Source organism: Nonomuraea sp. NPDC050451, from assembly GCF_044458585.1.
In genome coordinates this window covers 24,520-47,046 of record NZ_JBITHZ010000005.1, presented here as the reverse complement: position 1 = coordinate 47,046, position 22,527 = coordinate 24,520, and the positions used below count along the sequence as shown (strand labels likewise).

24 protein-coding genes are annotated in these 22,527 nt (G+C 70.6%); 12 read left to right on the top strand and 12 right to left on the bottom strand.

Going from position 1 to position 22,527, the window contains the following annotated elements; translation table 11 throughout:
- Nucleotides 1–59 precede the first annotated feature (59 nt).
- Nucleotides 60–2,855, top strand: coding sequence for an ATP-binding protein (locus ACIBI9_RS18645; RefSeq protein WP_397223370.1), 2,796 nt, complete (start codon nt 60–62; stop codon nt 2,853–2,855).
- Nucleotides 2,856–2,858: 3 nt separating this feature from the next.
- Here ACIBI9_RS18645 and ACIBI9_RS18640 read toward each other — a convergent pair whose 3' ends face one another.
- The 5 genes from ACIBI9_RS18640 to ACIBI9_RS18620 are packed head-to-tail and all read right to left on the bottom strand — an operon-like array spanning nt 2,859 to nt 7,766.
- A complete protein-coding gene (locus ACIBI9_RS18640) occupies nt 2,859–4,013 on the bottom strand; it encodes an alpha/beta hydrolase family protein (protein WP_397223369.1) in 1,155 nt (384 codons plus the stop codon).
- Between the two features lie 12 nt (nt 4,014–4,025).
- Nucleotides 4,026–5,441 carry a S41 family peptidase gene (locus ACIBI9_RS18635; protein ID WP_397223368.1) on the bottom strand — a complete coding sequence of 472 codons (1,416 nt, stop codon included), beginning with the start codon at nt 5,439–5,441 and terminating at the stop codon, nt 4,026–4,028.
- A complete protein-coding gene (locus ACIBI9_RS18630; RefSeq protein WP_397223367.1) occupies nt 5,438–6,490 on the bottom strand; it encodes an ABC transporter permease in 1,053 nt (350 codons plus the stop codon). The genes ACIBI9_RS18635 and ACIBI9_RS18630 overlap by 4 nt, the downstream gene beginning before the upstream one ends.
- Nucleotides 6,487–7,377: an ABC transporter ATP-binding protein gene (locus ACIBI9_RS18625; RefSeq protein WP_397223366.1), complete on the bottom strand. Its 891-nt coding sequence runs from the start codon at nt 7,375–7,377 to the stop codon at nt 6,487–6,489. The genes ACIBI9_RS18630 and ACIBI9_RS18625 overlap by 4 nt, the downstream gene beginning before the upstream one ends.
- Nucleotides 7,374–7,766 carry a GntR family transcriptional regulator gene (locus tag ACIBI9_RS18620; RefSeq protein WP_397223365.1) on the bottom strand — a complete coding sequence of 131 codons (393 nt, stop codon included), beginning with the start codon at nt 7,764–7,766 and terminating at the stop codon, nt 7,374–7,376. The genes ACIBI9_RS18625 and ACIBI9_RS18620 overlap by 4 nt, the downstream gene beginning before the upstream one ends.
- A 270-nt stretch (nt 7,767–8,036) precedes the next feature.
- On the opposite strand from ACIBI9_RS18620, the gene ACIBI9_RS18615 reads away from it, so the two are divergent.
- Nucleotides 8,037–10,601 carry a caspase domain-containing protein gene (locus tag ACIBI9_RS18615; protein ID WP_397223364.1) on the top strand — a complete coding sequence of 855 codons (2,565 nt, stop codon included), beginning with the start codon at nt 8,037–8,039 and terminating at the stop codon, nt 10,599–10,601.
- Between the two features lie 55 nt (nt 10,602–10,656).
- Here the strand turns inward: ACIBI9_RS18615 and ACIBI9_RS18610 are convergent, their stop codons facing one another.
- The 3 genes from ACIBI9_RS18610 to ACIBI9_RS18600 all read right to left on the bottom strand — a co-directional run bounded on the left by ACIBI9_RS18610 (nt 10,657) and on the right by ACIBI9_RS18600 (nt 13,540).
- Entirely contained in the window at nt 10,657–11,268 is a 612-nt protein-coding gene (locus tag ACIBI9_RS18610) for a dihydrofolate reductase family protein (protein WP_397223363.1), read from the bottom strand.
- 74 nt (nt 11,269–11,342) lie between these two features.
- Nucleotides 11,343–12,185, bottom strand: coding sequence for a helix-turn-helix domain-containing protein (locus ACIBI9_RS18605; protein ID WP_397223362.1), 843 nt, complete (start codon nt 12,183–12,185; stop codon nt 11,343–11,345).
- A gap of 125 nt (nt 12,186–12,310) precedes the next feature.
- Nucleotides 12,311–13,540 (bottom strand): MFS transporter, encoded by a 1,230-nt coding sequence (locus ACIBI9_RS18600; RefSeq protein ID WP_397223361.1) that lies wholly within the window; start codon nt 13,538–13,540, stop codon nt 12,311–12,313.
- 63 nt (nt 13,541–13,603) lie between these two features.
- Between ACIBI9_RS18600 and ACIBI9_RS18595 the strand changes: the two genes are divergently transcribed.
- On the top strand, nt 13,604–14,167 hold the full coding sequence (locus ACIBI9_RS18595) for a CGNR zinc finger domain-containing protein (protein WP_397223360.1): 564 nt from the start codon (nt 13,604–13,606) through the stop codon (nt 14,165–14,167).
- Here ACIBI9_RS18595 and ACIBI9_RS18590 read toward each other — a convergent pair.
- Both ACIBI9_RS18590 and ACIBI9_RS18585 read right to left on the bottom strand, forming a co-directional pair.
- Nucleotides 14,143–14,442 (bottom strand): hypothetical protein, encoded by a 300-nt coding sequence (locus ACIBI9_RS18590; RefSeq protein ID WP_397223359.1) that lies wholly within the window; start codon nt 14,440–14,442, stop codon nt 14,143–14,145. The two genes, ACIBI9_RS18595 and ACIBI9_RS18590, sit on opposite strands and share 25 nt — an antisense overlap.
- A complete protein-coding gene (locus tag ACIBI9_RS18585) occupies nt 14,439–15,083 on the bottom strand; it encodes a TetR/AcrR family transcriptional regulator (RefSeq protein WP_397223358.1) in 645 nt (214 codons plus the stop codon). Before ACIBI9_RS18585 ends, ACIBI9_RS18590 begins: the two co-directional genes overlap by 4 nt.
- 60 nt (nt 15,084–15,143) lie before the next feature.
- On the opposite strand from ACIBI9_RS18585, the gene ACIBI9_RS18580 reads away from it, so the two are divergent.
- From ACIBI9_RS18580 to ACIBI9_RS18565, 4 genes are all read left to right on the top strand, one after another.
- Nucleotides 15,144–15,434 carry an antibiotic biosynthesis monooxygenase gene (locus ACIBI9_RS18580; protein WP_397223357.1) on the top strand — a complete coding sequence of 97 codons (291 nt, stop codon included), beginning with the start codon at nt 15,144–15,146 and terminating at the stop codon, nt 15,432–15,434.
- A 64-nt stretch (nt 15,435–15,498) separates the two neighbouring features.
- On the top strand, nt 15,499–16,416 hold the full coding sequence (locus ACIBI9_RS18575) for an ATP-binding cassette domain-containing protein (RefSeq protein WP_397223356.1): 918 nt from the start codon (nt 15,499–15,501) through the stop codon (nt 16,414–16,416).
- Nucleotides 16,406–17,176 (top strand): ABC transporter permease, encoded by a 771-nt coding sequence (locus ACIBI9_RS18570; protein ID WP_397223355.1) that lies wholly within the window; start codon nt 16,406–16,408, stop codon nt 17,174–17,176. The genes ACIBI9_RS18575 and ACIBI9_RS18570 overlap by 11 nt, the downstream gene beginning before the upstream one ends.
- Complete coding sequence (locus tag ACIBI9_RS18565; RefSeq protein ID WP_397223354.1) at nt 17,173–17,970, top strand: ABC transporter permease; 798 nt, start codon at nt 17,173–17,175, stop codon at nt 17,968–17,970. Before ACIBI9_RS18570 ends, ACIBI9_RS18565 begins: the two co-directional genes overlap by 4 nt.
- A gap of 48 nt (nt 17,971–18,018) precedes the next feature.
- Here the strand turns inward: ACIBI9_RS18565 and ACIBI9_RS18560 are convergent, their stop codons facing one another.
- Nucleotides 18,019–18,666 (bottom strand): TetR/AcrR family transcriptional regulator, encoded by a 648-nt coding sequence (locus ACIBI9_RS18560; protein WP_397223353.1) that lies wholly within the window; start codon nt 18,664–18,666, stop codon nt 18,019–18,021.
- 138 nt (nt 18,667–18,804) lie between these two features.
- On the opposite strand from ACIBI9_RS18560, the gene ACIBI9_RS18555 reads away from it, so the two are divergent.
- Together ACIBI9_RS18555 and ACIBI9_RS18550 are read left to right on the top strand one after the other, a co-directional pair.
- Nucleotides 18,805–19,152: a hypothetical protein gene (locus ACIBI9_RS18555; protein WP_397223352.1), complete on the top strand. Its 348-nt coding sequence runs from the start codon at nt 18,805–18,807 to the stop codon at nt 19,150–19,152.
- Between the two features lie 54 nt (nt 19,153–19,206).
- Nucleotides 19,207–19,839, top strand: a complete 633-nt coding sequence (locus ACIBI9_RS18550) for an SRPBCC family protein (protein WP_397223351.1) — start codon at nt 19,207–19,209, stop codon at nt 19,837–19,839.
- 147 nt (nt 19,840–19,986) lie between these two features.
- On the opposite strand, the gene ACIBI9_RS18545 is transcribed toward ACIBI9_RS18550, so the two are convergent.
- Entirely contained in the window at nt 19,987–20,643 is a 657-nt protein-coding gene (locus ACIBI9_RS18545; protein WP_397223350.1) for a TetR/AcrR family transcriptional regulator, read from the bottom strand.
- 65 nt (nt 20,644–20,708) lie between these two features.
- Here ACIBI9_RS18545 and ACIBI9_RS18540 point away from each other — a divergent pair, with 65 nt between their 5' ends.
- The 3 genes from ACIBI9_RS18540 to ACIBI9_RS18530 are packed head-to-tail and all read left to right on the top strand — an operon-like array spanning nt 20,709 to nt 22,490.
- Nucleotides 20,709–21,683, top strand: coding sequence for an NAD(P)-dependent alcohol dehydrogenase (locus ACIBI9_RS18540; RefSeq protein WP_397223787.1), 975 nt, complete (start codon nt 20,709–20,711; stop codon nt 21,681–21,683).
- Nucleotides 21,680–22,084 (top strand): ATP-binding cassette domain-containing protein, encoded by a 405-nt coding sequence (locus ACIBI9_RS18535; protein WP_397223786.1) that lies wholly within the window; start codon nt 21,680–21,682, stop codon nt 22,082–22,084. The genes ACIBI9_RS18540 and ACIBI9_RS18535 overlap by 4 nt, the downstream gene beginning before the upstream one ends.
- 4 nt (nt 22,085–22,088) lie before the next feature.
- Nucleotides 22,089–22,490: a response regulator gene (locus tag ACIBI9_RS18530; RefSeq protein WP_397223349.1), complete on the top strand. Its 402-nt coding sequence runs from the start codon at nt 22,089–22,091 to the stop codon at nt 22,488–22,490.
- Nucleotides 22,491–22,527: the final 37 nt, after the last annotated feature.

Here is a 22,527-nt window from a genome sequence, read left to right as displayed (position 1 = left end):
CGGGCGGATGCCCTATCCGGCATCCCTAGTTTTCTTCCGGATCTGAGAGCCTGTGTCGCATGGTGTTCGTAGGCAGGGACGCGGAGCTGGCCGCTCTGGGTGAGGCCTACGCGCATGCCCGAGGGGGCTCTGCTTCCACCGTGCTGCTTGGCGGCGAGGCTGGGGTGGGCAAGACCCGGCTGGTCGCCGAGTTCGCGGCGTCGATGGCGGGGGAGGCGTGGTTGCTTTCGGGTGACTGCCCTCAGGTGGGGGAGAACGGGCTGGCGTTCGCGCCGTTCACCGCGATGCTGCGTCACCTGCTGCGCAGGATCGGCGCGGAGGGTTTCCTCCGGCTTCTGCCGCGTGGTGAGCCCGGTGAGCTGGGCAGGTTGCTTCCGCTGCTGGGGCGGCCTGCCGGGGATGGGGATCCCGCTCTGACGCAGGCGCGGCTTTTCGAAGAGATTCTTACCCTCTTCGAGAACCTGGCCGAGGACCGGCCTTTGGTGATCGTCGCTGAGGATGTGCATTGGAGCGATCGGTCCAGTCGGGAGTTGCTCGACTTCCTCATCAGGAACCAGCAGGCGGCGGCGGCTTTCCTCCTGGTCGTGACCTACCGGAGTGATCACCTGCATCGGACGCATCCGTTGCGGCCGGTGCTGGCCGAATGGGATCGCAGGTCGTGGACGACCCGGATGGAGTTGGGGCGGCTCGGCAGGGGTGAGGTGGTGCGGCAGCTTCGTGGTCTGCTCGGTGGCGAGCCGGCTCCTGCGGTCATCGAGGACGTTTTCCGGCGCAGTGAGGGCAATCCGCTGTTCGTGGAGGCGTTGTCAGCCCGGGTGGGCGCGCCGGTGCCCGTGTCCATCCGCGACCTGCTGGTCACGCCGCTGGACGGGTTGCCGCTGGAGACGCGGCGGGTGGTCCAGGCTGCGGCGGTGGGCGGTGCTCGGGTCGGGCATGCGTTGCTGCGCGTCGTCACGGGGCTGGAGGATGCCTGCCTTGCCGACGCGCTGCGTCCGGCGGTGAGCGGGAATCTGCTCCTGATCGAGGAGGAGGTGTACGCGTTCCGTCATGCGCTGGTCCAGGAGGTGCTCTATGACGACGTGCTTCCCGGGGAACGCGGGCACCTTCACGTACGGTATGCCGAAGCCCTGGAGGGGGACCCGGAGCTCGCTCCGCTGGGACGGGCGGCGTACGAGTCGGCCCTGCATTGGCATGCCGCCAAGCGCCGGCCGGCCAAGACGCTGGCGGCCGCTCGCCGCGCCGCCGCCGAGGCCGCGGCGTCTCTGGCGTACGCGGAACAGCTGCACATGCTGCTTCGCGTGCTGGAGCTGTGGGATCAGGTGCCCGATCCGGCCGCGTCCAAGGCTGAGGTGCTCGACGAAGCGGTACGCGCCGCCATCGCCGCTGGTGAGAACGCGATCGCGGTGCAGCTGGTCGAGACGGCGCTTTCGGCCGAGGTCGATCCTGCGCGTGCCGGTTGGCTGATCGCCCATCGGGGCGAGCTGCGCCACCTCCTGGGTATGCCGGGCGATCTGGACGATTTGTGCGAAGCCGCTCGTCTGATGCCGTGCGGACATCCGGCGCGTGCGACCGTACTGAACCTGCTGGCCAATCGCCTTCTCACCGTTCCGCTGGAAGCCGAGGGCCGGGTGGCCGCCGGTGAGGCGCTGGAGGCGGCGCGGGCGGCGGGTGATGCCAAGGCTGAGGTCATCGCGACCGTCAATCTGACGTACGCGCGGGCACGGGCCGGTGACCTCGACGCGCAGTTGCCTCACCTGGTCGAGGCTCAGGCGACGGCGCGCCGGATCGGTGATCAGGGGGCGCTTCTGCATGCCTGTCGGTGTGAGGCGGACGTTCTGCAGGGCGCCGGCAGGTACGCGCAGGCGGCCGAGGCGGCTCGCCAGGGGCTTGCCGCGGCCACGCGGTCGGGTCTGGCCCGGACCGCGGGTCCGGTCCATGCGGGCAACCTGGCGGAGGCGCTGATCGCGCTGGGTCGGTGGGAGGAGGCCGGCGAGATCGTCGAGTACACTCTGCGGGTCACGCCGACCCCCAGCCTTCGCGCGTACCTGATGGTGCTGGCGGGTACGATCGCGCTGGCCAGAGGTGATCTCGCAGGCGCCGAGAGCGCGGCGGTTCACGCTCGCGAGGTCTTCGGCGGAGGCACGTCCTATGCTCAGGACCACCTTTTGCTGGTGCGCATGGAGGTGGATCTCCGCAGGGCGCAGGGGCGTACGGCCGAGGCCGCGCGGCTCGTGGAGGAGGCGCTGGGCAGCGGGAGAACGAGCCCGCGCTACCTGTGGCCCGTGATCGAAGCGGGCGCGTCCCTGCCCGTGCCCGGCCTGGCCGAGATCGCGGCCGCGTTGCCGGTGATCGGGCCCGTCCAGGAGGCTCACCGCCTGGCGTTCACCGCTGAGACCGGGCGGCCGGAGCTCTGGCCTTGTGTCGCGGCCGCGTGGGCGGATCTTCGCCAGCCGTACCCTCAGGCTGTGGCTCTGCTGCGGGCCGCGGAACACGCCGCGGAAGCGGGAGACCGCTCCGCGGCTTCCTCCCATCTGACCGGTGCCGCCCGGGAGGCGGACCGTCTGGGAGCGGAGCCGTTGCGTGCTCGGATCGAGCGGCTGGCGCGCCTGGCTCGGATCTCCCTCGTCGTGGGGGGCGAGGCCGACCCGGCCGGGGAGCGCGTCTTCGGCCTTACGCCGCGTGAGCGGGACGTGCTGCGGCTGCTCGCCGACGGCCGCACCAATCGGCAGATCGCCGAGGAGCTGTTCATCTCGGTCAAGACGGCGGGTGCGCATGTGAGCAACATCCTGGCCAAGCTCGGCGTACGCAGCCGCGTCCAGGCCGCCACGGCTGCCCACCGGCACGAGTTGATCTAGGCGTCAGGATTGGCCGCAGGTCGCGGGGCAGAACTTGGCCTCGGGGTAGCGCGATGACGGCTTGTCCAGGAGGGGCTGTGGCTGCGACTTCAGGTGCTGGTCGAGGAATGCCGCCACGTAGGTGCGGGTGAGCTCGGCGGCGCGTGCCGCGGGCAGGAGGCCGTAGGCGGGTTTGATGCCGAGGGCGCCTGCCAGGAGGGGGACGTCGGTGAAGGACTGGTGGTCCGCGCCCGACAGCACGATCCAGCGCTTCCATCCGGTGAGCAGCTTCCAGTCGCGGTCCCACGAGTTGTCGCTGCCGCCGGGGACGTGCGGTGGCGAGCCGATGAACATGAACGGCCGCGAGAATCCGCTCTTGGGGATCCGGGCGTAGGCGGTGCCGTCCATGTCGATCCCGGCCCGCACCCGGGGGTCCTTGAGCATGGTCGCCATGGCGCTGGCTCCGCCGATGGACTGCCCGACCATGGCAATGCGGGAGCGGTCGATCCGGTCGGCGCCGTCCCACTTCGAGGGCAGCTGGTCGAGCACGAAGGAGACGTCGGCGGCCCGGCCCGCGACCAGGCCCGTGCCGAAGCCGGGGTCGGCGTCGCTGTCGCAGGCGAGGCATTCGGCCACGCGCCCGTCGGGGAAGGTCGTGGCGTAGCTTTCGTAGGTGTGGTCGATGCCCGCCACGACGTATCCCCGGCTGGCCAGGTCTTCGGCGAGAGAGGTGAGGGTGCTCATCGGTTTGGTGAAGCCGGGGGAGAGCACCACGAGCGGAAGTTTGCGGCCCGTGGGTTCGGCGTCCTTGATGGCGTTCGTCCGGGTTTTGCTCAGCGTGTCGTCCGGTACGCCCCCGATCCTGCCTCCCTTGAGGGTGAGCTCGGATTCCTTCGGCGTCATGTACGGCGCCCGCTGCCCGTCGCGCTGCTTGGTCGGGTACCACAGCGTGACCTTGAGCTCTCTGGCGTCGGCGTCGAGGTTCCAGGGGTCGGGGCGGGAGGTGTCCTTGAGGTAGAGGGCGGTGGTGCCGACCGGGTGGGCGCCGGTGGGGGCGGGCAGGGTGGCGGGGCCGGTCGGGGTGGCCGACGGGGCGGCGGAGCGGGGCGGTGCGGGTGCGGAGCAGGCGGACGCGGTGAGGACGGCCAGTCCCGCGGCGACTGCCAGGAGGTGTCTCATCGGGAGGTCCATTCACTTGCGCAGCAGGGTCAGGGCCTTGGCCAGGGCGGGGTCGCGCCCGGCGGCCGCGTCCTTCGGGGTCAGGGGCACGTGGTGGTCCGGGGGCACGCCGATCCGGTCGATCACCTCGCGATCGGGCCCCAGGTGATGCCTGACGGGGAAGCTCAGAGTGGTGTTGTTGCGCAGCAGGTACGGCTGCGCCGGGCCGGAGATGACCCCGGCGGTCCTGGTGCCGACCAGCCGGCCGAGGCGCAGGTCCTTGACCGCGGAGCTGAAGTGCTCGCACGCCGAGGCGCAACTGCGGTCGGTGAGCACCATCAGCGGCAGGTTGAGCAGCTCAACGGTGTCGTCGGTCCGGGAAGTCTCGCACGTGCCGTCCACGGTGCACTGGTAGGCGGTGGCCTTGCCGTGGACGAACGCGCTCACCAGCCGGGTCGCCTCCAGGGGGCTGCCGCCGCCGTTGCCGCGCAGGTCCAGGATGACGCCGGTGAGGGTACGGCCGGTGCGCAGCCTGGAGATCGCCTTGAAAACCCTGTCCGCGGAGTCGGGAGCGAACCCGCGCATCCGTACATAGGCGACGTCGTCCAGCAGCTTCGACTGCACCACCTGCAGGGCGGCCAGGTCCCGCTGGTAGAGACCGGGTTCGAGCGTCACGCTCCAGCGGCGGCCGGTGGCCTGGCGCAGGAGCCGCAGCCGGACCGGGCGCGCCTCCGGGTATCGCGGGTAGAGGGCGGCGATCGCGGGAGTGGCCTTCCCGTCGATGAAGGGCGCCGATCCGTTGATCGATTCGATGATGTCGCCGGGGCGCAGTCCGGCCTTCTGCGCCGCGCCGCCCTGCACGGTGGTGATGAACAGCGGGGCGAGGGCGGCGCCGGGGTTGGTGTCCACCTGCGGGCCGTTGGCGTTCGCCTCGAGGCCCAGGCCGTAGCCGTCGCCGTCGTAGTAGTCGGGCGGCCTTTTGACGTCGTGCGCCCAGCGGGCGTGGTTGTCGCCGAGGGCGGCCACGATCGCCTCGAGAGTGACGACGGCCAGGCTCTCCCGCAGGTCGGGGACCTGATCGGTGGTCTTCCTGTAGGCGGTCTCGAAGGCGGTCCAGTCGGCTTTGCGGTCGCCGGTCAGCGCGGGCATGGTGGCCTCGGGCAGGTCGTGGCCGTTGCGGTTGAGCTCCTGCGTCAGGGCGGCGAATCCGGCGGTCAGCAGCGGGCGGGTGTCCAGCGTGGCGCCGCTGTAGTAGGTGCCGAGGATGCAGAAGTACGCCTGCTCGATGACGTCGATCGTGGTGGCCGTCTCCGCCCCGGCAGGTCCCTGGGGCCGCGCGCAGGCCGTACCGGCTGCCGTGTTCGCCTCGCTGCGCGGCGGCGTCGGCGCCGTGCAGGCCGCCGCCAGGAGGAGGGCGAGCCCGGCGGCCGCGGTTCTGATCAAGGTCATGACAGGCGCCTCCGGATCCACCAGAAGGACAACCACGTCAGGCCGAGGGTGAGCAGGGCGTAGATCCCGGTCTCGATCCACTGGAAGGGCCAGAAGCGCTCAAGGGGCTGGTAGGTCGCCTTCTGCCGGTAGCCGAGCCGGTTGATCTCCGTCGGGCACGCGCCCATCCCTGCCGACGACGCCGGTGCGCAGGGCCCCGACGTCGTCGAGACCTGGACGATCCCGATTCCGGGCTCGGGGCCGGCGATCGGACGTCCGGACGGATCGACGAGGTCGCTGGACAGGAGCCAGGCGCCCGCGTGGCCGGGAACAGCCGAACTCAGGCGAATCTCCACCTGTCCGCCTTTGTCCCGGTTTATGCCGATGCCGTCCACGTTCGTCTCGCTGAGCTCGAAGGTCGCGGTGACCGGGGGCATCAGGTGGGGCCGGACCAGCAGCGGCATGGCCAGCTGGATCGCGGCGAAGACGGCCAGGGTGAGGGCCATGGCGGGCAGGGTGCGGCGCACCAGCATGCCCACGGTCACGCCCAGGACGAAGGCGAACGCCGCATACCCCATCGGGGCGATGCCGCGCGCGCCGAACACCAGGGGAGCCATCAAGGCCAAGTCGCCCGGGGCCGACTTGTCCAGGGGATCGGACCACCAGGTCACAGCGAGGCCGCACAGGCAGGCGGCGGCGATGGCGACGAGGCCGGTGAGCCCGAGCTTGACCGCCAGCCAGCGGCCGCGGGTGATGCTCTGGTTCCACACCAGCAGGTGCGTGCCCGCCTCCAGCTCGCGGGTGATCAGCGGGGCTCCCCAGAAGAGCCCGACGACAGCGGGCAGGAGCAGCACGATGAGGCTGACGGCCATGAAGGGCATGTCGTACCCGTCGAAGAACCGGTCGTAGAAGCGGCCGCAGGTGTCGTCCTGAGTGCAGGCGGCGATACCGGTGGAGTAGTCGGAGGCCAGGTCCGGGCCGGTCAGGGCCAGGGCGGTGGCGAGGATGACGAGCAGGGCGGCCATCATCGCGGCCGAGCCGCGCAGCTGGCGCCAGGTCAGCCAGATCATCGCTGCACCTCCAGGGCGACGCGCCGGTTCTCGGCGGTGCGCTTGTCCATGTAGGCCAGGACGAGGTCCTCCAGGCTGAGCCGGCTGACCGTCCAGGCGGGGTCGAGGATCGGGCCGTCGGTGCGGACCACGAACGTGCTCTGCCGCTCAGTGTGGCGCGCGGAGATCACCTGCTGATCGGAGGGCAGCCGTTCGGGATCGCGGCGCGGGCCGGTGAGCCGGTGATGGGTGGCCAGCAGCTCCTCCACCTCCCCGGCCACCTGGACGCGGGAGTCGACGAGCACGATCAGGTAGTCGCAGACGCGTTCCAGGTCGGAGACCAGGTGGGAGGAGAGCACGACGCTGAACTCGTGCTCCACGGTGGCCTCCATCAGCGCCTGCAGGAACTCCCGGCGGGCCAGCGGGTCGAGCGAGGCGACCGGCTCGTCCAGGATCAGCAGTTCGGGCCGCTTGGCCAGGCCCAGGGTGAGGGCGAGCTGGGCGCGCTGGCCGCCGGACAGCTTGCCGGCCCGGTGGGCGGGGGCGAGGCCGAGCTGCGCGATGCGTTCCCGCGCCATGCTGTCGTCCCAGCGGGGGTTGAGCCGGGCTCCCAGCCGCAGGTGTTCGGCGACGGTCAGGCTCGCGTAGACGGGGGTGTCCTGGGCGACGAACCCGACCCTGGCCAGCTGCGCGGGAGTGGCCGCGGGCCGCCCGCCGAGCACGGTGATGCCGCCGGCCGTCGGTTCGAGCTGGCCGCTGGCCAGCTTCAGCAGCGTGGTCTTGCCGGCTCCGTTGGGGCCCACCAGCCCGACGACGTGGCCCGCCGGGATGTCGATGGTGCACTCGCGCAGTGCCCAGCGCCTGCCGTACTTCTTGCCCAGTCCCTGGGCCTGCAGGACAGCGTTCACGCTATGTCCTCCTGAGCTGTGGTGCGAAAGGTGGTCATGAAGAGGGCCTCGATGCTTTCGTCGTCGAGACCGGCCCGGCGGGCCTTGGCCAGCCAGCGCTGCAGCTCCATCCGCAGCGGGCCGTGCGCGGCCAGCGAGGTGTCGGTGAGCGTCGCCGTCACGAACGTCCCCACCCCTGGCCGGGCGGCCACCAGGCCCTCGTGCTCGAGTTCCCGGTAGGCCTTGAGGACGGTGTTGGCGTTGATCGCCAATTGCGCCACGACCTCCTTGACGGTCGGCAGCTGGTCGCCCTCGCGCAGTATGCCGAGCCGTAGCGCGTGCCGTACTTGCTGGACCAGCTGCAGGTACGGCGACACACCCGACCTGCCGTCCAGATGGAACTCGATCACCGGGTTCCTCCATTTATCTAGCTTGCTAGCACTTTAGAGTTCTAGATGTTAAAGGATCATAAGGGTCGTTGTCCCGGAATCGCCCGGCACGATCGGCCCGGGGGAGAATGAGCCCGTCCGGGTCCTGCTCGGCGCCTCCGTCAGCTCGCTGAGGCGACTTTCGTTCCCCAGGTAGCGACAGTGTGATCGTCGGCGATATCGGTATGTGACGGCTCAGTCCCTGGCGGTATGCCGCCTTCGTGGTGTCCTGCGTTTGCCCGGAGGCGGCTCATGGTGAGCGAGACGGTGCGGCTGCGGCTCCGAGTGATCGACGCGGCCGCGGATGCCCAAGAGCTGGACGAGGCCACCGCCAGGCTGAGGAACGAGCTCCTCGAACTGGACGTGGTGGTCGGCGCCGCCGAGGCGGGGGAAACCGCTGAAGGCGCCAGGGCGGTTCTGTCGTTCACGCTCGGAGGCCTCGTGATCGCGCTGGCCGGTACGGAACTGCTGGCCTCGATCGTGAACGCCGTGACCGCCTGGCTCAATCGCCATCAGCACCGTTCGGTCAAGCTGGAGATCGACGGCGACGTGCTGGAGCTGACCGGCATCCCGTCCAAGGAGCAACGCGAGCTCACCGACGTATGGTTGCGCCGCCGCAAGCAGCCGGACGCACCCGGCCAGTCCGGCCACCGCCGCGCGCTGATCGTGGCCAGCGACGAGTTCGGAGATCCCGGGCTCCGGCGGCTGCGGGCGCCCGCACTTGACGCCGAGGCCCTGGCGAGGGTGCTGGGCGACGAGGCCATCGGCGGGTTCGACGTACGCACGATGCTCAACGAGTCCACCACCGTCGTCAACGAAGCCGTGGAGGAGTTCTTCGCCGACTGTCACCCCGACGACCTGCTGTTGCTGCACTTCTCGGGCCACGGGGTCAAGGACGACAACGGCGAACTGTATTTCGCCACGCCCAGCACCAAGCTCAACAGGCTCGGCGCCACCGCGGTGTCGGCGGAGTTCGTCAACCGGCGGATGGGCCGCAGCCGCTGCCGGCGCATCGTCCTGTTGCTCGACTGCTGCTACGCGGGCGCCTTCGCGCGGGGCGCGCTGCCGAGGGCGGGGACGGACGTGCACGTCGAGGAGCAGTTCGGCGGGCGCGGGCGGGTGGTCATCACGGCCTCCAACGCCCTGGAGTACGCCTTCGACGGGACCGACCTCGCCGACGCCCAGGAGACGACCTCGCCTTCGGTGTTCACCAGAGCGCTGGTGGAAGGGCTCGAGACCGGCGAGGCCGACCAGGACCAGGACGGCTATGTGGGCATCCACGAGCTGTACGACTTCGTCTACGACAAGGTGCGGGCCGTCACGCCCAAGCAGACGCCCGGGAAGTGGACGTTCGACGTACAGGGCGACTTGATCATCGCGCGGCGCGGCCGTCCCGTGGATCGGCCCGCGCCGTTGCCGACCGAACTGCAGGAGGCCATCGACCACCCGATCGCCAAGATCCGGGAGGGGGCGATCGGCGAGTTGGAGCGGTTGCGGCACAGCCGCCACGCCGGGCTCGCGCTCGCGGCGCGGCTGGCCCTGGAAGAGCTCGCGCACGACGACAGCCGATCCGTCTCGGCAGCGGCGTCACGCGCCCTCGGCCACCCCACCGTCTCGCCCGCCGTCTCGCCCGCCGCCGTCCCGCCCGCCGTCTCGCCCGCCGTCCCGCCTGAGATCCGGCCGGATGATGCAGGCCGTGGGACAGCCGCGGACGTCAGCCGCGCGGCGCCCCTCCCCACCGTGCCGGAGGCCGATCAGGCGCCCGCCGACGACGTGGGGGCCGACCAGGTTCGCGCGGCGCCTGACGACGGGGACGGTGCTCGCGCCGCTGCGCGGGCTCCCGGCTCCTGGACCGGGAGTCCTGGAGGGAGGAGCGCCGCACCGGCGGACGTGGACGCGTCGCCGGACAGGGGTCCCGACACGCCGCGCGGGCGGGCGTGGCTCCTCCTCGCATTGCGTGGATTGGCGCTGTTGTCGGGGCTGCTGCTGATGCTCGGTCCGGGGTACACGCCCTCGTTCTCCGCCATGCTCAGCAGTAGGGTTGTCGCTGACTACATCATCTGGCTGTGGCTCTTGACCGCCGCGGCATTCGGCGCCGGCCTGCTGCCGGAGGGCCGATGGCGCACCATGAGCCTCGGCGCGTCCGCCGGTCTGGCCGCGCTGCACCTGGGCGTATTGGCCCACTTCAACGCGGCTTTCAGCGGAGTCGAACTGGTCGTCCCCATGCTATCCGGCCTGCTGATCCTGCTGGTCGCGTTCACGGAGACGGCCATGGCCCAGCCCGGCCGCTGGTGGTGGAGGGCCGCGGGAGCCGTCGGCGGAGTGCTCGCACTGGTCATGATCATCATCAACCGGCAGTTCCCCCACGACATGATGGACGATCCCGGGGAGGAGATCCCCTGGCGGGTGGTGTTCTCGGTCGTCGTGCTTCTGCTCGGGTTCTTCCTGACGCGTGTGGTTCTGCACTGGCGAGCGGGCGGGGCGCGGCCGACACTGGTACTGGGCATGGCGGCCACGCTGCTGGTCGTCGCGGACGTGTGCGGCGTCTACCTGTTGGACAGTGGCTCGGACTACCCGCAGATTCCGGTTTACACGCCCGCCCTGCTGGTGCTGCTGCTCATGGCCGCCCAGGCGCTCGACGGCGGGCCGGAACTGCTCGCGGCGGTCCAGCTCACCGTCATCGTGGGACTGGGACACAACCTGGCGATGGTCGATACCTGGCCGGTGTTCGTGACGGTGCTTTTCGTCGCCGCGGCCTGCTCTGCGGCGGCGGTCTACCTGCCCGGCAGACGCCCGCATCCGAGCCGCCGTCCTTGAACGCTTGTTCGGCGGGTGCGTCTGTCTTCCAAGTCCCACCGGCACCCCATCGGGTCTAGCGGCGCACCTTGAAGCTCAGGTGAAGCACCCCTTCGCTCTGGATGACCACGTGGGGATCCTCCAGGAGATGCTGCCCGTCGATGCTGCCGAAGTAGCGTTTGCCCGACCCGAACACCACCGGCACCACGTCCATCGCCACCTCGTCCACGAGGCCGGCCGCCAGGATCTGGCTGCCCACTTCGCCGGCGTTCACAGCGACGGTTCGCTCCCCGGCGAGTTTCTGGGCCTGGTCGATCGCAGCCGTCACGCCATCGACGAAATGGTACGACGCCTCCGGGTGCCAGCCCTCGGGCTTGGGCCGGTGGGACACCACGACCACGTGGTCGCCCGCGGGCGGCCGACCCTCCCAGCCGTTCACCAGGTCGAACAGGTGGCGGCCCATCACGATCGTGCCGATCGACTCCCACATCGGCCGGACGTACTGTGCCGATACACGTGAGACCTTGAGGCGGCTTCCAGCTCCGGAATGGTCGTACTGCTGGTCGACGCCTTCGGTGATCGGGGTGTCCCCGTTGAAGTACCAATCGTGAAGTGGCCCGACGTCGTCGTTCCTGTCGGCGATGAAGCCGTCCACCGACGCCACGCTGTGCATGATCACTGTGCCCACAGGTTCTCCTGAAGTCTCGTTGCGCGTTCGATCCCGATCTTCGCGCCCCGAAGGGCGAGTGGGCTTGTAAAAAATCAATCGGCGGGCATCGGACCGCTGTCCGGCGGGAACCCCGGCTCGGCGGGCCAGCGGCGCCGCAGGGCCAGGTATTCCGTCGGGGTGTGGCCGGTGAAGTCCTTGAACTCCCTGCTGAAATGGGCCTGGTCGAAGTAGCCCGCCGTTTGGGCGAGCTGCGACCAGTCGACCGGACGCAGGGCGTCCACGGACACGATCAGCCGCGCGAAGCGGTAGATCCGCGCCACCCGCTTCGGGGTGACCCCGACATGAGACTTGAACTGCGTGGCCAGGTGATTGCCGCTCACCCCGGCGGCATCGGTCAGCGCACCGATCGGGACCACGCCGTGGGAGGTCTCCAAACGCCTGCCCGCGTGCCGGACCAGGTCGAGCCCGCGCGATGGTGCCTCGGCAAGTCGCGATCGCAGCTCCTCCTCCAACACCCGCAGCGTCTCGGTGGCCGAGGCGAGGTCGCCGACCTGGTTGCGGATCCGGTCCACAGACCGTTGCCAGACGGCGTCGACCGGCACCCACCGGTTCCGCAGCTCGCTCGCCGGGATGTCGACGAACGGCGACATCCCCCAAGGCTTGAAGTGCACCCCGACGAGCCGCACCCGGGTGGGGTATTCGAAGAGGAAACGCCTGGTCCATACCCCCATGAACCATCCATCGGTGAACACGGCCGGCGGCACCGAAGGGTCGGAATCCCAGAGGCGGACGGGTACGCCCAGGTTGATGTACAGGTGTGCCGACGGCATCGGCGGAACATTCATCCGGCGGTGGCGCGGCACCCCGGTCAGGCAGTAGATGTCGTCGATGAACCGGTCGAGCGGCGGGGCGGGCACCCGGCCGACGTATTGCATGGACTCAGTGTGGCTGACGAGGGTTCAGTTCTGGTAACCCTCGGCATATCTCGAGCCGGCGCGCTCGGCCTGGTGCTCGATCGAGGAAGACTGACGTGGACACATCCGCGGCCCCTGTCCGGGGCTCAGCTGTCAGCTATGTGATCTTCACGGGAAGCACCTTCGGCCGGCACCGCGGCGGGCGCCGGCAGGGGCGAGGCGATCCGGCCGGCGACGGCTGCCAGGATCGCGCCTGACACGGCTGCGGCCGCGGCCGTGGCGAAGGCCGTGACGCCGGTGTCGTGGGGGCCGGTGAGTCGGCCGGCGACGGCGGTGCCCAGGCCGTAGCCGACCCACATGAAGGTGTTGAGCCAGGCGAAGACCTCGGTGCGGTAGCGGGCGGGGGCGTGGTCGGCGAGCAGCGCCGGCACGACAGCGTCGCGCGGCCCGGTCACCAGCCCGACAAGAGTGATCAGTACGGCGAGCGTGAGGAAGCCGGGCGCCCAGGCTCCGCCGAGCAGGACGGCCGCCTCGGCGAGCGAGAGCAGGACCAGCAGGCGCCCGCCGGCGGTGGGCCAGGCCCGCGCGCCGTACCCGAGGGTGCCCAGGAGGGCGCCGGCTGACAGCAGGCCCATCAGCACGCCGGCGGAGGCGGCGGAGCCGAAGGTGGTGGCCGAGGCGACCGTGGCGATGCGCAGGCAGCCGAAGGTGAAGGTGCCGAAGGCGGCGATGGTCAGCAGCAGGAGGGTGGGCCGATGGGTGAGCGGCCCGGCCAGGTGGAACCTGCCCGGCGGGGTGGGTGTGGCCTGCCGTACCGCGGAGGAGGCCAGGAGCAGCGCGGTGCCGAGCAGGACGGCGGCGCCCGCGGCAGCCATGACGCCATGAGCGGGAACGGCCAGGGTCAGGACCGGCACGAGCAGGGGGCCGACGATGAACATCAGCTCGTTGACGGCGTTGTCGACCGCGTAGGCCGCCGGCAGGGAGGCGGCGGGGACGAGGCGTGGCCAGGCGCCTCTGATGACGGATCCGGCCGGCGGGGTCGTGGCGCCGAGCAGTACGGCGGCACCGATCATCAGGGCAGGCGGGGCGAGCAGGAGGACGGCGTAGGCGAGGGCGTGGGCGGCCAGGTAGCCGGTCAGGACGGGGCGGGGACCGTACCGGTCGGCGAGGCGCCCGCCGAGCGGCGCGCACAACGCCAGGGCCAGCGCGTGGCCGGTGAGCACGAGGCCGGCGGTGGCGTAGGAGCCGAGCCGGTCGACGGCGGCCAGCAGCAGGGCGAGGCTGAGCACGGGCGTGCCCAGCTTGACGATGAGTCCGGCGACGAGCAGATGAGGGACGCCTGGATGGGCGAGCAGGCGGCGATAAGGCGCAAGCATGGCGACTCCGTTACCATCTAACTGGATTACGCCTATGACACACGGAGAGGTGTTACCAGTCAAGTGGAAATAGCCTGTAACGTCACCCGGCAGGCGCCGCTGATCGCCGAACTGGTCAACCTGGCCACGGCGCACTGGCGGGGCGGCGTCCCGGTGCTGCCGCCGGCGGGGGAGGACCTGGCGACGACGTTCGCCGCCCAGCTCGGCGACCGTGCGAGTGCGGCCCTGCGCGCCGACCCGGACGCGGGGCGGCGCCTGGCCGAGCTGGCCACCGAGCTGCGGCAGGCGCTCCTGGCCGAGCGGCCGGCGGACCAGGCGGCCCGCATCAACGCCATGATCCGCAGGTACGGCGCGCAGCCATATCTGGTCGAGGACGTCGGCCAGCCGTTCCACCTGCACTTTCACGGTTCGGGCGGCACCCAGGTGGAGGCTCTGGGCGGCGAGTTCGCCACGGCGCTGGCCCTCGTCGTGGACGGCTACGGCCCGGACCGCTTCGGGGTGTGCGAGGCGCGCCAGTGCGAGGCGGTCTACATCGACCTGACCCGCAATGGGTCACGCCGCTACTGCAGCGCGGCGTGTACGGCTCGCGCCAAGACCGCCGCTTATCGCAGCCGCCGCCACACCTGATCAAGCCTTGTAGTACTGGCGCATGAGGCGGGTCGCCCAGGCCGGTTGCCGGACCGGGTCGGCGGGCGCGAATTCGGCGGCCGGCTCTGCGCGTCCGCCTCGTCGATCCGGTCGAACCGGAAGACGATCTCCAGGTGGGAGAACTCCTCCAGTCCCTGCAGGGCCGACGGCTCGAAGCGGTCGTCCAGGCGGATGACGGCCTGGGTGTCGTACCAGCCGTCTTCGTACATCTCGGACCGCCCGCCGAGGACGTGGGCAACGGAACGGAGGATCACGAGGGCCCGCCCACGGCGCAGAGCTGGGCGCGGAGGGTTTCGCCGACCCACCGCTCCCAGCGCTCCCGTGGCCAGCCCCGCTCCTGGACGAACAGCAGGTACAGCTCGGGGCTGAGCAGGCCGTACAGCAGGTCGGCGGCCTCCTCCACGGACACCTCGGCTCGCGCCCCGGGTTTGCCGACAAGCGCTTTGGCCGCGCCCTGCTGGACGACATATCGGGGATCGACGTCGTGTGGCCACAGCGCGGCGACCTCGGGGTCGCTCGCGACCGCCGCCTCCAGGACCTTGCCGATCGGCGCGACGCGCTCCAGGACCGAGGTCGTGCCGGCGACGTAGGCACGCAGCATGTCCTGGGCGGTGCCGGCGGCCAGCGCCGCCACGTACCACGGCCGGTCCATCGTGGCCACCGGTTCGTCATCGCCCGCGATCGTGACGTCGACCAGCTCCTTGAGCAGGGCTCGCTTGTTGCCGAAGACGAAGTAGATCGTCTGCACCGCGACCCCGGCCTTCTCGGCGACGTCCTGCAGGTTCGTCGCGCCGTATCCGTCCTGCACGAACAGCTCCAGTGCCGCCGCGAGGATGCGCCCACGCGTCTCCTTGGCCTTCTGGGCCCGCTTGTTCGTCCGCTTGACATCGCTCATGGCTAGAGTTTATCTCTAGATTCGTTCGCTAGAAGTCAACTCTAGAGAGAAGGTCCAGTCATGACGGTCATCAGCGTCACCCGCTTCCAGGCCGATCCCGCGGACGCCGAGCAGGTTCAGGCCCGGCACGCCGCTCTGGTCGCCGCCATCAGAGCCACTCAGCCCGGCCTCACCGAGGCGCGCCTCGGCCGGCTGGACGACGAGACGTGGGTCGGCGTCTGGCGCTGGGATTCGGCCGCCAGCCTGCAGGCGGCCCGCCAGGCCGCACCCGGCACCCCCGCGGCCGTCGCGGCGTTCGCGGTCGCCCGCGACGTCACGGCGGAGGACATCGAGGTCCTGACCGAGCTCTGACCGCCCGCCCCGGCCCCGGCCCCGCAGCCCGGAGCCGGGGCTTTCCCCGAACCAAGGAGATGGCATGATCGAAATCGACGCGTTGACCAAGGTGTACGGCTCGGCGCAGGCCAGGGCGGTGGACGAGGTGTCCCTGCGCATCCCCGCCGGCTCGGTCTTCGGCTTCCTGGGACCCAACGGCGCCGGCAAGACCACCACCATCAAGATGCTGGCCGGCCTGCTGACCCCCACCTCCGGTCAGGTCCGGCTGGGTGGCTTCGACGTGGCCCGGCAGCGCTCGGCCGCGATGGCGCAGTTCGGCGCCGTGCTGGAAGGGTCGCGTAACGTCTACTGGAGCCTGTCGGCGTGGCAGAACCTGATGTACTTCGGCCGGCTCAAAGGCCTGCGCAAGGCCCAGGTCGCCGAACGCGCCCGCGATCTGCTGACCGACCTGGAGCTGTGGGAACGCCGCGACGACAAGGTCGGCGGCTTCTCCCGCGGCATGCAGCAGAAGGTCGCGATCGCGGCCGCTCTCATCGCCGACCCACCGATCGTGCTGCTCGACGAGCCGACCCTCGGCCTCGACGTCGAGGCCACCCGCACCGTCAAGAACTGGATCACCGAGCAGGCCCGCGAGCTGGGCACCACCATCCTGATCACCACGCACCAGCTGGACGTGGCCCAGGAACTGTGCGACCGGGTGGCCGTCATGCGCCGAGGACGGCTCATCGCCGACCTGCCCACGCACCAGCTGCTGGCAAGCTTCCGCGAACGCGACAGGTACGAGATCCGCGTCGAGGGCGCGGCGCCACCCGGGTTCGACGCCGTCACCCGCGACGGCGTCACCACGATCAGCGTGCGGGTGAGCCACCCGGGCGAGGTGTACGACGTGGTCGAACGCCTGCGCACGCACGGGACCGTCCTGGAGTCGCTGACCCAGGTCCAGCCCGACCTGGAGGATGTGTTCCTCGCCCTGGTGAACGAGGCGTCCCATGCTGCTTGACATCTTGGGCGCGGAGATCGGCAAAGGCCTGCGCGTACAGCTCGCCCATCCGACGGGCCACGTCATCACCCTGCTGATCAGCACCACCATGTACCTCGGCCTGCAGTTCGTGCTCGGCCAGGGCGAGCTGCGCCAGGATCTCCTGCCACAGACCCTGGTCGCGATCGGCGGCTACTGGTTCCTGCAGTACGCCGCTCTGGTGATGGTGGCCGACCTCATCGAGGAGAAACGCGCCGGCACCTTCGCCCAGGCGCAAATGACCCCGGCGCCGCCGTGGCTGCCGATGCTCGGCCGGCTGATCACCGCCTCGGTGTTCGGCCTGGCGGTGGCCGCCGTCGCCGCGCTCGTCCCGATGGCGGTGGCCCAGATCGCGATACCGCTGCACTGGGCGGCGCTGGTGCCGGCCCTGCTGCTCGGAGCGAACGTGCTGGCCTTCACGTTCGTTCTGGCGGCCCTCGCGCTGGTCTCGCCGATGATCGGCGCCCTGCAGTCGCTGTTCACCTCGCTGGTGCTGCTGCTCAACGGGTCGTTCCTGCCGCTCGCCTTCTATCCGGACTGGCTGGCCGCCCTGGCCAGGGTCCTGCCCACCACGCTGGGCATCGAGGCGCTCACCCAAACGCTGTTCCAGGGCCGAACCCTGGTCGAGGTCTGGAGCGGAGGCACCCTGCCCTGGCTGCTCATCCACACGATGGCGCTCACCGCCGCCGGCGGCCTGCTGTTCGTCCGCAACCACCGCCGAGCCCTGCAGGAGACGGCATGACCTTCGCCCGCGGATTCACCGCAGAAGTACGCAAGGGCCTGCTCAACCTCGCCGCCGGATGGCGCGAAGTCCTCATCCAGATGATCACCTTCCCGCTGTTCTACCTGCTCATCGTGCTGTTCATGGGACGTGGGCACCTGCGCGCGGACCTGCTGCTGCCGGTACTGCTCGGCATGGTGGCGCTGACCTTCATCCACGAGCAGGTCAACCGCGTGTTCTGGAGCTACCTGGGCGACATCCAGTCCGGTGTGCTGGAACAGACCTACCTGACCCCGCTGCCCTCGGCCGCGCTCATCCTCGGCCGCCAGGTCGCGGCCGTGATCTCCGCGCTACCCACCGCACTGGCCGTCCTGGCCACCGGCGCGGTCGCCATCACCCTCCAGGGCGGGCAACTGCCCTTCGACGCGCAGGTGATCGTGCCGCTGGCCGCCATCGCGCTGGGCACCTGCGGCCTGGCTCTCATCCTGTGCGGGCTGACCCTGGTGTTCAAACGCATCGAGATCATCACCCAGCTGTCCGTGGCCGTCTACGCCATCGCCGGCGGCACCCTGGTTCCCCTGGCCGCGATGCCCGATCCGCTCGCTTTCCTCAGCCGGCTTGTGGTCCCCGTCGCGCCCGGCATCGAGGCGATGCGGGACATCCTGCTCGGCGGGCATTCCTTGGCCACCCTGCCGACCGGCTGGGGTCTGGGGTGGCTGTTGGCCCAGCCGCTGCTCATCACCATCGCCGGGGTGGTCCTGTTCAACCGGCTCGAACACCTCGCCCGACGCCGCGGCACCCTCGGCCGCTATTAGGCCAGGAACCTGCCTGGATCAGTGACAGGCGTGTCGGCCTGTCGCTGGTCAGTGCGTCAGCAGGTCGTCCAGTTCGGCGCCGAAGAGGAGGGCGGGGTCGAATCCCATCCCGGCGAAGTGGCCGGCGAGCTCCAGGGACAGGACACCGTGCAGCCGGGTCCAGAAGCTCAGGGCCCGGTGCAGGACCACGGGCGGGGCGGGGTGGTCGCCCGCCCAGTTGCGGTGGTCCGCCAGGTGCGTGTCGAACGGCGTCTCCGGACTGTCCGAGGGCAGCGCTGCGCAGGCGTCGAGCAGGACCGCCATGGTCTCGGATGAGATGAGCGTGATGTCGTCGGGCGCGTGGTAGCCGGGGACGGGGGTGCCGTAGATGAGCAGGTAACGCTGGGGATCTGCCAGTGCCCAGGCGCGCAGGGTGTGCGCCAGCGCCGCCAGGTCGGCACCGGAGGCGGCGGCCGCGCGGAGGGTGTCGGCGAGGCTTCGGTAGGCGTCCCTGATGAGCTCGGTGATCAGCTCGTCGCGGCTGGCGTAGTAGCGGTAGAGCGCGGGTCCGCTCATGCCCATCTGCTTGGCGATCGCGTTGAGGGAGAGCGCGGAGGCCCCCGTCGTGGCGATCTGCTCCCACGCGTGTTCCTTGATCTCCGCGCGGACCTGGGCGCGGTAGCGCTCGCGGGGGGTCTTCGCCGCCGTTTCCGCCATGACCTGCACCTTCCCCACTCGCGCAGCTACATCCTGAATATTTAGTTAGAGGGTATCACGAACCTTATTGACACTCCTTCCTGTGGGCAGTTATAACTTCTAACGCAAGCATGATGCTCTAGCGGAGAAGGAAACACCATGACGACCGCGTTCACATCACCCGCCCGCACCGACCGGCGCACTCCGTTGGCGGTGACGATCTCCTCTTGGGCGGTCCCCGTGATGGTGCTCGGCCAGTTCGCCCTGCTGGCGATCGTCCCCGTCACGATCGCGCTGGTGGGAGCCCTCCTCCACGCTCGCGACCGAATGGTTCGCTGGGCGGCCGCGCTTCTCGCCCTTGCGTACGCGATCCCGCTCGTCGTCTGGCTGACGCGGCCCGACGGCGCGCCGAGCCTGTCCAAGGACATCCACCCCGCGTTCGTCGCTCTGATCGTCGCCGCGTCGGCCGCCCTCATCGTGGCCATCCTCCGAGCCCGCCGGAGCTGAAGAAACGTGCCTGCCCCATCCCAAGCCCCCGCTCACCGGAACGAAAGGAACACCATGTCCAGCAACGGTCCTTCGCGCATCACCGCGCTCACCATCTCGCTCATCGCCGCCGGCGTCCTCGCAGGCAACGTCCCGCCCGCACAGGCCGCCACCGCCCACGACCGTGGTCGGCTCCAGTGCCAGGGGGAAGGCGTCGACCCCACCGCCAAGATCCGCTACCGGACCGAGACCCTGATCAAGGCGCCGCTGCGTACGGTCTGGAAACTCCAGACCGACGTGGAGCGCTGGCCCACGTGGCAGAAGCCCGTGACCAGCATGAAGCGCCTGGACCCCGGCCCGCTCCGCAAGAACTCGCGCTTCCGGTGGACGACCCCGGTGCCCGCCACTCCCGTCAGCCCGCCCACCACGCTGGTCATCACCTCCACCGTCCGGCAACTGCAGCACCACAAGTGCATCCGCTGGACCGGCCCGGCGATCGGCGAAGGGCTGCGTATCGACCGGGGCGTCCACGTCTGGACCTTCACCCGGGTCAAGGGTGGCGTCCTCGTACGCACCGAGGAGACCCACGCCGGCGACCAGATCGAGACCGACGTGCCCCTCGCCACCGACTTCCTCGGAAAAGGCCTCGAGGCCTGGCTGCACGCCCTGAAGACCACCGCCGAAGCCCGCACCGGCGACCACCGCTGACACCGGGGGCGACGACCGCCCTTTGCGCGCCGCCTCGTCCTTGCAGCTCGGCGCGCCAGAAGTAGTAGCCCGTGATGGCAGTGCCCGCGCCGGTGCCACGCTGAGCAGCGCCGGCCGGGGCATTTCCCGGGCAATGGCGGAGCCGGGCTACCGCACCGCCGCGGACCCGTGCAGGAGGTCGAGGGTGAGGGGCGGGGCCGGCGGCAGGGGCTCGGCGTGCTCGGCCCGGAAGGACTGCAGCAGGTACGCCACCAGCCGCCGCGACCCCGCCGCCGCGACCGAACTCGTACCGGTGGCCACGCCGCAGTTGGCCTTGAGCAGCAGCGTCAGGTCGGCCACGTCGAAGTCGGCCCGCAGCCCCCCCGCGGCCTTGGCCCGCCGTACCACCTCGGCGAAGCCCTGCTCGGCCCGCACCCGCGTGCGCTCGTAGTCGATCGCGTCGGGGAACGCGGTCAGGAACGCCTCGGTGAACCCGCGATCGGCGACCTGCATCGCGCACACCTTCTCGATCGCCGCGCAGAAGCCCCGCCACGGGTCCGGATCGGCCAGCGCCTCGTCCACGACCGACGCGCACGTGGCCAGCTCGTCGCCGAACACCTCCGTGATCAGCGACTCCCGCGACGGGAACCGCCGGTAGAGCGTGGCCACCCCCACCCCGGCGCGCCGCGCGATGGCCGCCATGGGCACGTCCAGCCCGCGCGTGGCGAACGCCTCCCGCGCGGCCTCGAGGATGCGCACCCGGTTGTGCCGCGCGTCGGCCCGCAGCGCCTGCGCGGGCTCCATCTGAGAGGGATGAGCAGGCATGCTTCTCACATTAACGTAAGTGGACGACCCCATCCGTTTAGCCCGCTAGCGTCACTCGCATGGAGATGAATGCGACTCAGATGCGCGCGGCCCTGTTCGACCGGTACGGGCCACCGGACGTGCTGTATGTGGGCACGGTGCCCAAGCCGGTCCCCGGACCCGGCGAGGTGCTGGTGCGCGTGCACGCCACCAGCGTGAACGGCGGCGAGCTGCACGGCCGGGCGGGCAAGGTGCGGCCCGTGACGGGGCTGATGCAGCGGGGCTTCCCCAAACGCATGGGGCTCGACTTCACCGGCGAGGTCGTCGCCCTGGGCCCGGACCCGGCCGTACCCGGCCCCCGGGTGGGCGAGCGGGTCTGGGGCGTGCTGAACCGTACGTTCGGGAGCGTCGCCGAGTACCTGGCCGTCCGCCCCCGAAACCTGTCCCTCGCCCCGGCGGACCTCGACCTGGTGGAGGCCGCGGCACTCCCGGTGGGCACGACGGCGATCACGGCACTGCGCGACAAGGCGAGGCTGCGGCCGGGCGAGCGCCTGCTCGTACGCGGCGGCAGCGGCGGCGTGGGCGTCGTGGCGGTGCAGCTCGGCAGGGCACTCGGCGCCCACGTCACCGCCCTCGCCGGGGCACGCAACCTCGACCTCGTCCGCGACCTCGGCGCTCACGAGGCCTACGACTACGCCACCACGCGGCCCGCGGATCTGCCGCGGTTCGACGTGGTCCTGGACACCGTCGGCACCGAGCACGCCGCCTACCGGCGCCTGCTGACCCCGTCGGGTCGCATGGTGGCGATCGCCTTCGACGTCAACCGGGCCGCCGCGTCCCTGTCGTACGTCGCCGCCTCCACCGTCCACGGCCGGCGGCGCGTGCGCTTCTTCAGCGGCCGGCCCACCCACCGCCTCCTCGCCGACCTCACCCGTTATGTGGAGACCGGCGCGATCCGCCCGGTCGTGGACACCGTGTTCCCTCTGGGGGACATCGCCAAGGCGCACCGGGCCCTGGAGGCGGGCGGCGTACGCGGCAAGATCATCGTCCGCGTCGCCTGAAGATCCGGCGCTGGTGGAGGCCGTGCCGGCCGGCGAGCGGGCATCTGACGTTTGTCACATGGGGCCGGCTGACGTCCGGCACCACAGCCGCTCCTCCCGTCGAACAAGGGCAGACGGTCGCCCTGCTGGGACCCAACGGGGCGGGCAGGACGACCATGCTGTCCATCGCCCTGGGTCTCCTGTCGCCCGACGAGGGAACGGCCGGAGTGTTCGGCCGCCCGCCCACCGAGGCGCTCCGGCAAGGCCACGTCGGCGCGCCGCTGCAGGATGCCGGGCTGCCGGACGACGTGCGGGTGGCGGAGCTGGTGGGCGCGGAGGCCGGCGGGTTGTTGGAGGTCGGCAGCCTGGCGAGCGGCGGCTACCGTCTCTACGCCCGAGTCCCGCTGGGAGAAGTCTCATGATCCGGTGCTGATCGCGGACGACCAGGACCTGGTCAGGGGAGGCCTGGCCGCGCTGCTCTCACTGGAGGACGACATCGAGGTCGTCGCCGCGGCTGAAGAGCACGACCCCGACGTCATCCTGCTCGACATCGAGATGCCGGGCCTGTCGGGTCTGGAGGTCGCCGAACAACTGCGCGACCGAAAGGTGATCATCGTGACCACGTTCGGCAGGCCCGGCTACCTGAACAGGGCGCCGGCCGCCCGGATGCCGGCATGGACGGCTCAGGCCAGGGCCGAGATCTCGATCCGGGTGTGGTCGGTGGGGGCCACCAGGCAGGAAAGCACGACGTTCCCCCGCTCCAGGCGTTCCCCCATGGGTGAGGTGAGCCGGGCCGTGCGCTCGATCTCGTACGGGCTGCCGGCCTGAGGGGTCACGCGGAGCCGCAACAGCCAGATGTAGCGTC

Bases quoted from the DNA above. Each gene is read 5' to 3' on its own strand.
- ACIBI9_RS18645 (WP_397223370.1), top strand. From the start codon at position 60: ATGGTGTTCGTAGGCAGGGACGCGGAGCTGGCCGCTCTGGGTGAGGCC.
- ACIBI9_RS18640 (WP_397223369.1), bottom strand. From the start codon at position 4,013: ATGAGACACCTCCTGGCAGTCGCCGCGGGACTGGCCGTCCTCACCGCG.
- ACIBI9_RS18635 (WP_397223368.1), bottom strand. From the start codon at position 5,441: ATGACCTTGATCAGAACCGCGGCCGCCGGGCTCGCCCTCCTCCTGGCG.
- ACIBI9_RS18630 (WP_397223367.1), bottom strand. From the start codon at position 6,490: ATGATCTGGCTGACCTGGCGCCAGCTGCGCGGCTCGGCCGCGATGATG.
- ACIBI9_RS18615 (WP_397223364.1), top strand. From the start codon at position 8,037: ATGGTGAGCGAGACGGTGCGGCTGCGGCTCCGAGTGATCGACGCGGCC.
- ACIBI9_RS18605 (WP_397223362.1), bottom strand. From the start codon at position 12,185: ATGCAATACGTCGGCCGGGTGCCCGCCCCGCCGCTCGACCGGTTCATC.
- ACIBI9_RS18600 (WP_397223361.1), bottom strand. From the start codon at position 13,540: ATGCTTGCGCCTTATCGCCGCCTGCTCGCCCATCCAGGCGTCCCTCAT.
- ACIBI9_RS18585 (WP_397223358.1), bottom strand. From the start codon at position 15,083: ATGAGCGATGTCAAGCGGACGAACAAGCGGGCCCAGAAGGCCAAGGAG.
- ACIBI9_RS18580 (WP_397223357.1), top strand. From the start codon at position 15,144: ATGACGGTCATCAGCGTCACCCGCTTCCAGGCCGATCCCGCGGACGCC.
- ACIBI9_RS18575 (WP_397223356.1), top strand. From the start codon at position 15,499: ATGATCGAAATCGACGCGTTGACCAAGGTGTACGGCTCGGCGCAGGCC.
- ACIBI9_RS18570 (WP_397223355.1), top strand. From the start codon at position 16,406: ATGCTGCTTGACATCTTGGGCGCGGAGATCGGCAAAGGCCTGCGCGTA.
- ACIBI9_RS18565 (WP_397223354.1), top strand. From the start codon at position 17,173: ATGACCTTCGCCCGCGGATTCACCGCAGAAGTACGCAAGGGCCTGCTC.
- ACIBI9_RS18560 (WP_397223353.1), bottom strand. From the start codon at position 18,666: ATGGCGGAAACGGCGGCGAAGACCCCCCGCGAGCGCTACCGCGCCCAG.
- ACIBI9_RS18555 (WP_397223352.1), top strand. From the start codon at position 18,805: ATGACGACCGCGTTCACATCACCCGCCCGCACCGACCGGCGCACTCCG.
- ACIBI9_RS18550 (WP_397223351.1), top strand. From the start codon at position 19,207: ATGTCCAGCAACGGTCCTTCGCGCATCACCGCGCTCACCATCTCGCTC.
- ACIBI9_RS18545 (WP_397223350.1), bottom strand. From the start codon at position 20,643: ATGCCTGCTCATCCCTCTCAGATGGAGCCCGCGCAGGCGCTGCGGGCC.
- ACIBI9_RS18540 (WP_397223787.1), top strand. From the start codon at position 20,709: ATGAATGCGACTCAGATGCGCGCGGCCCTGTTCGACCGGTACGGGCCA.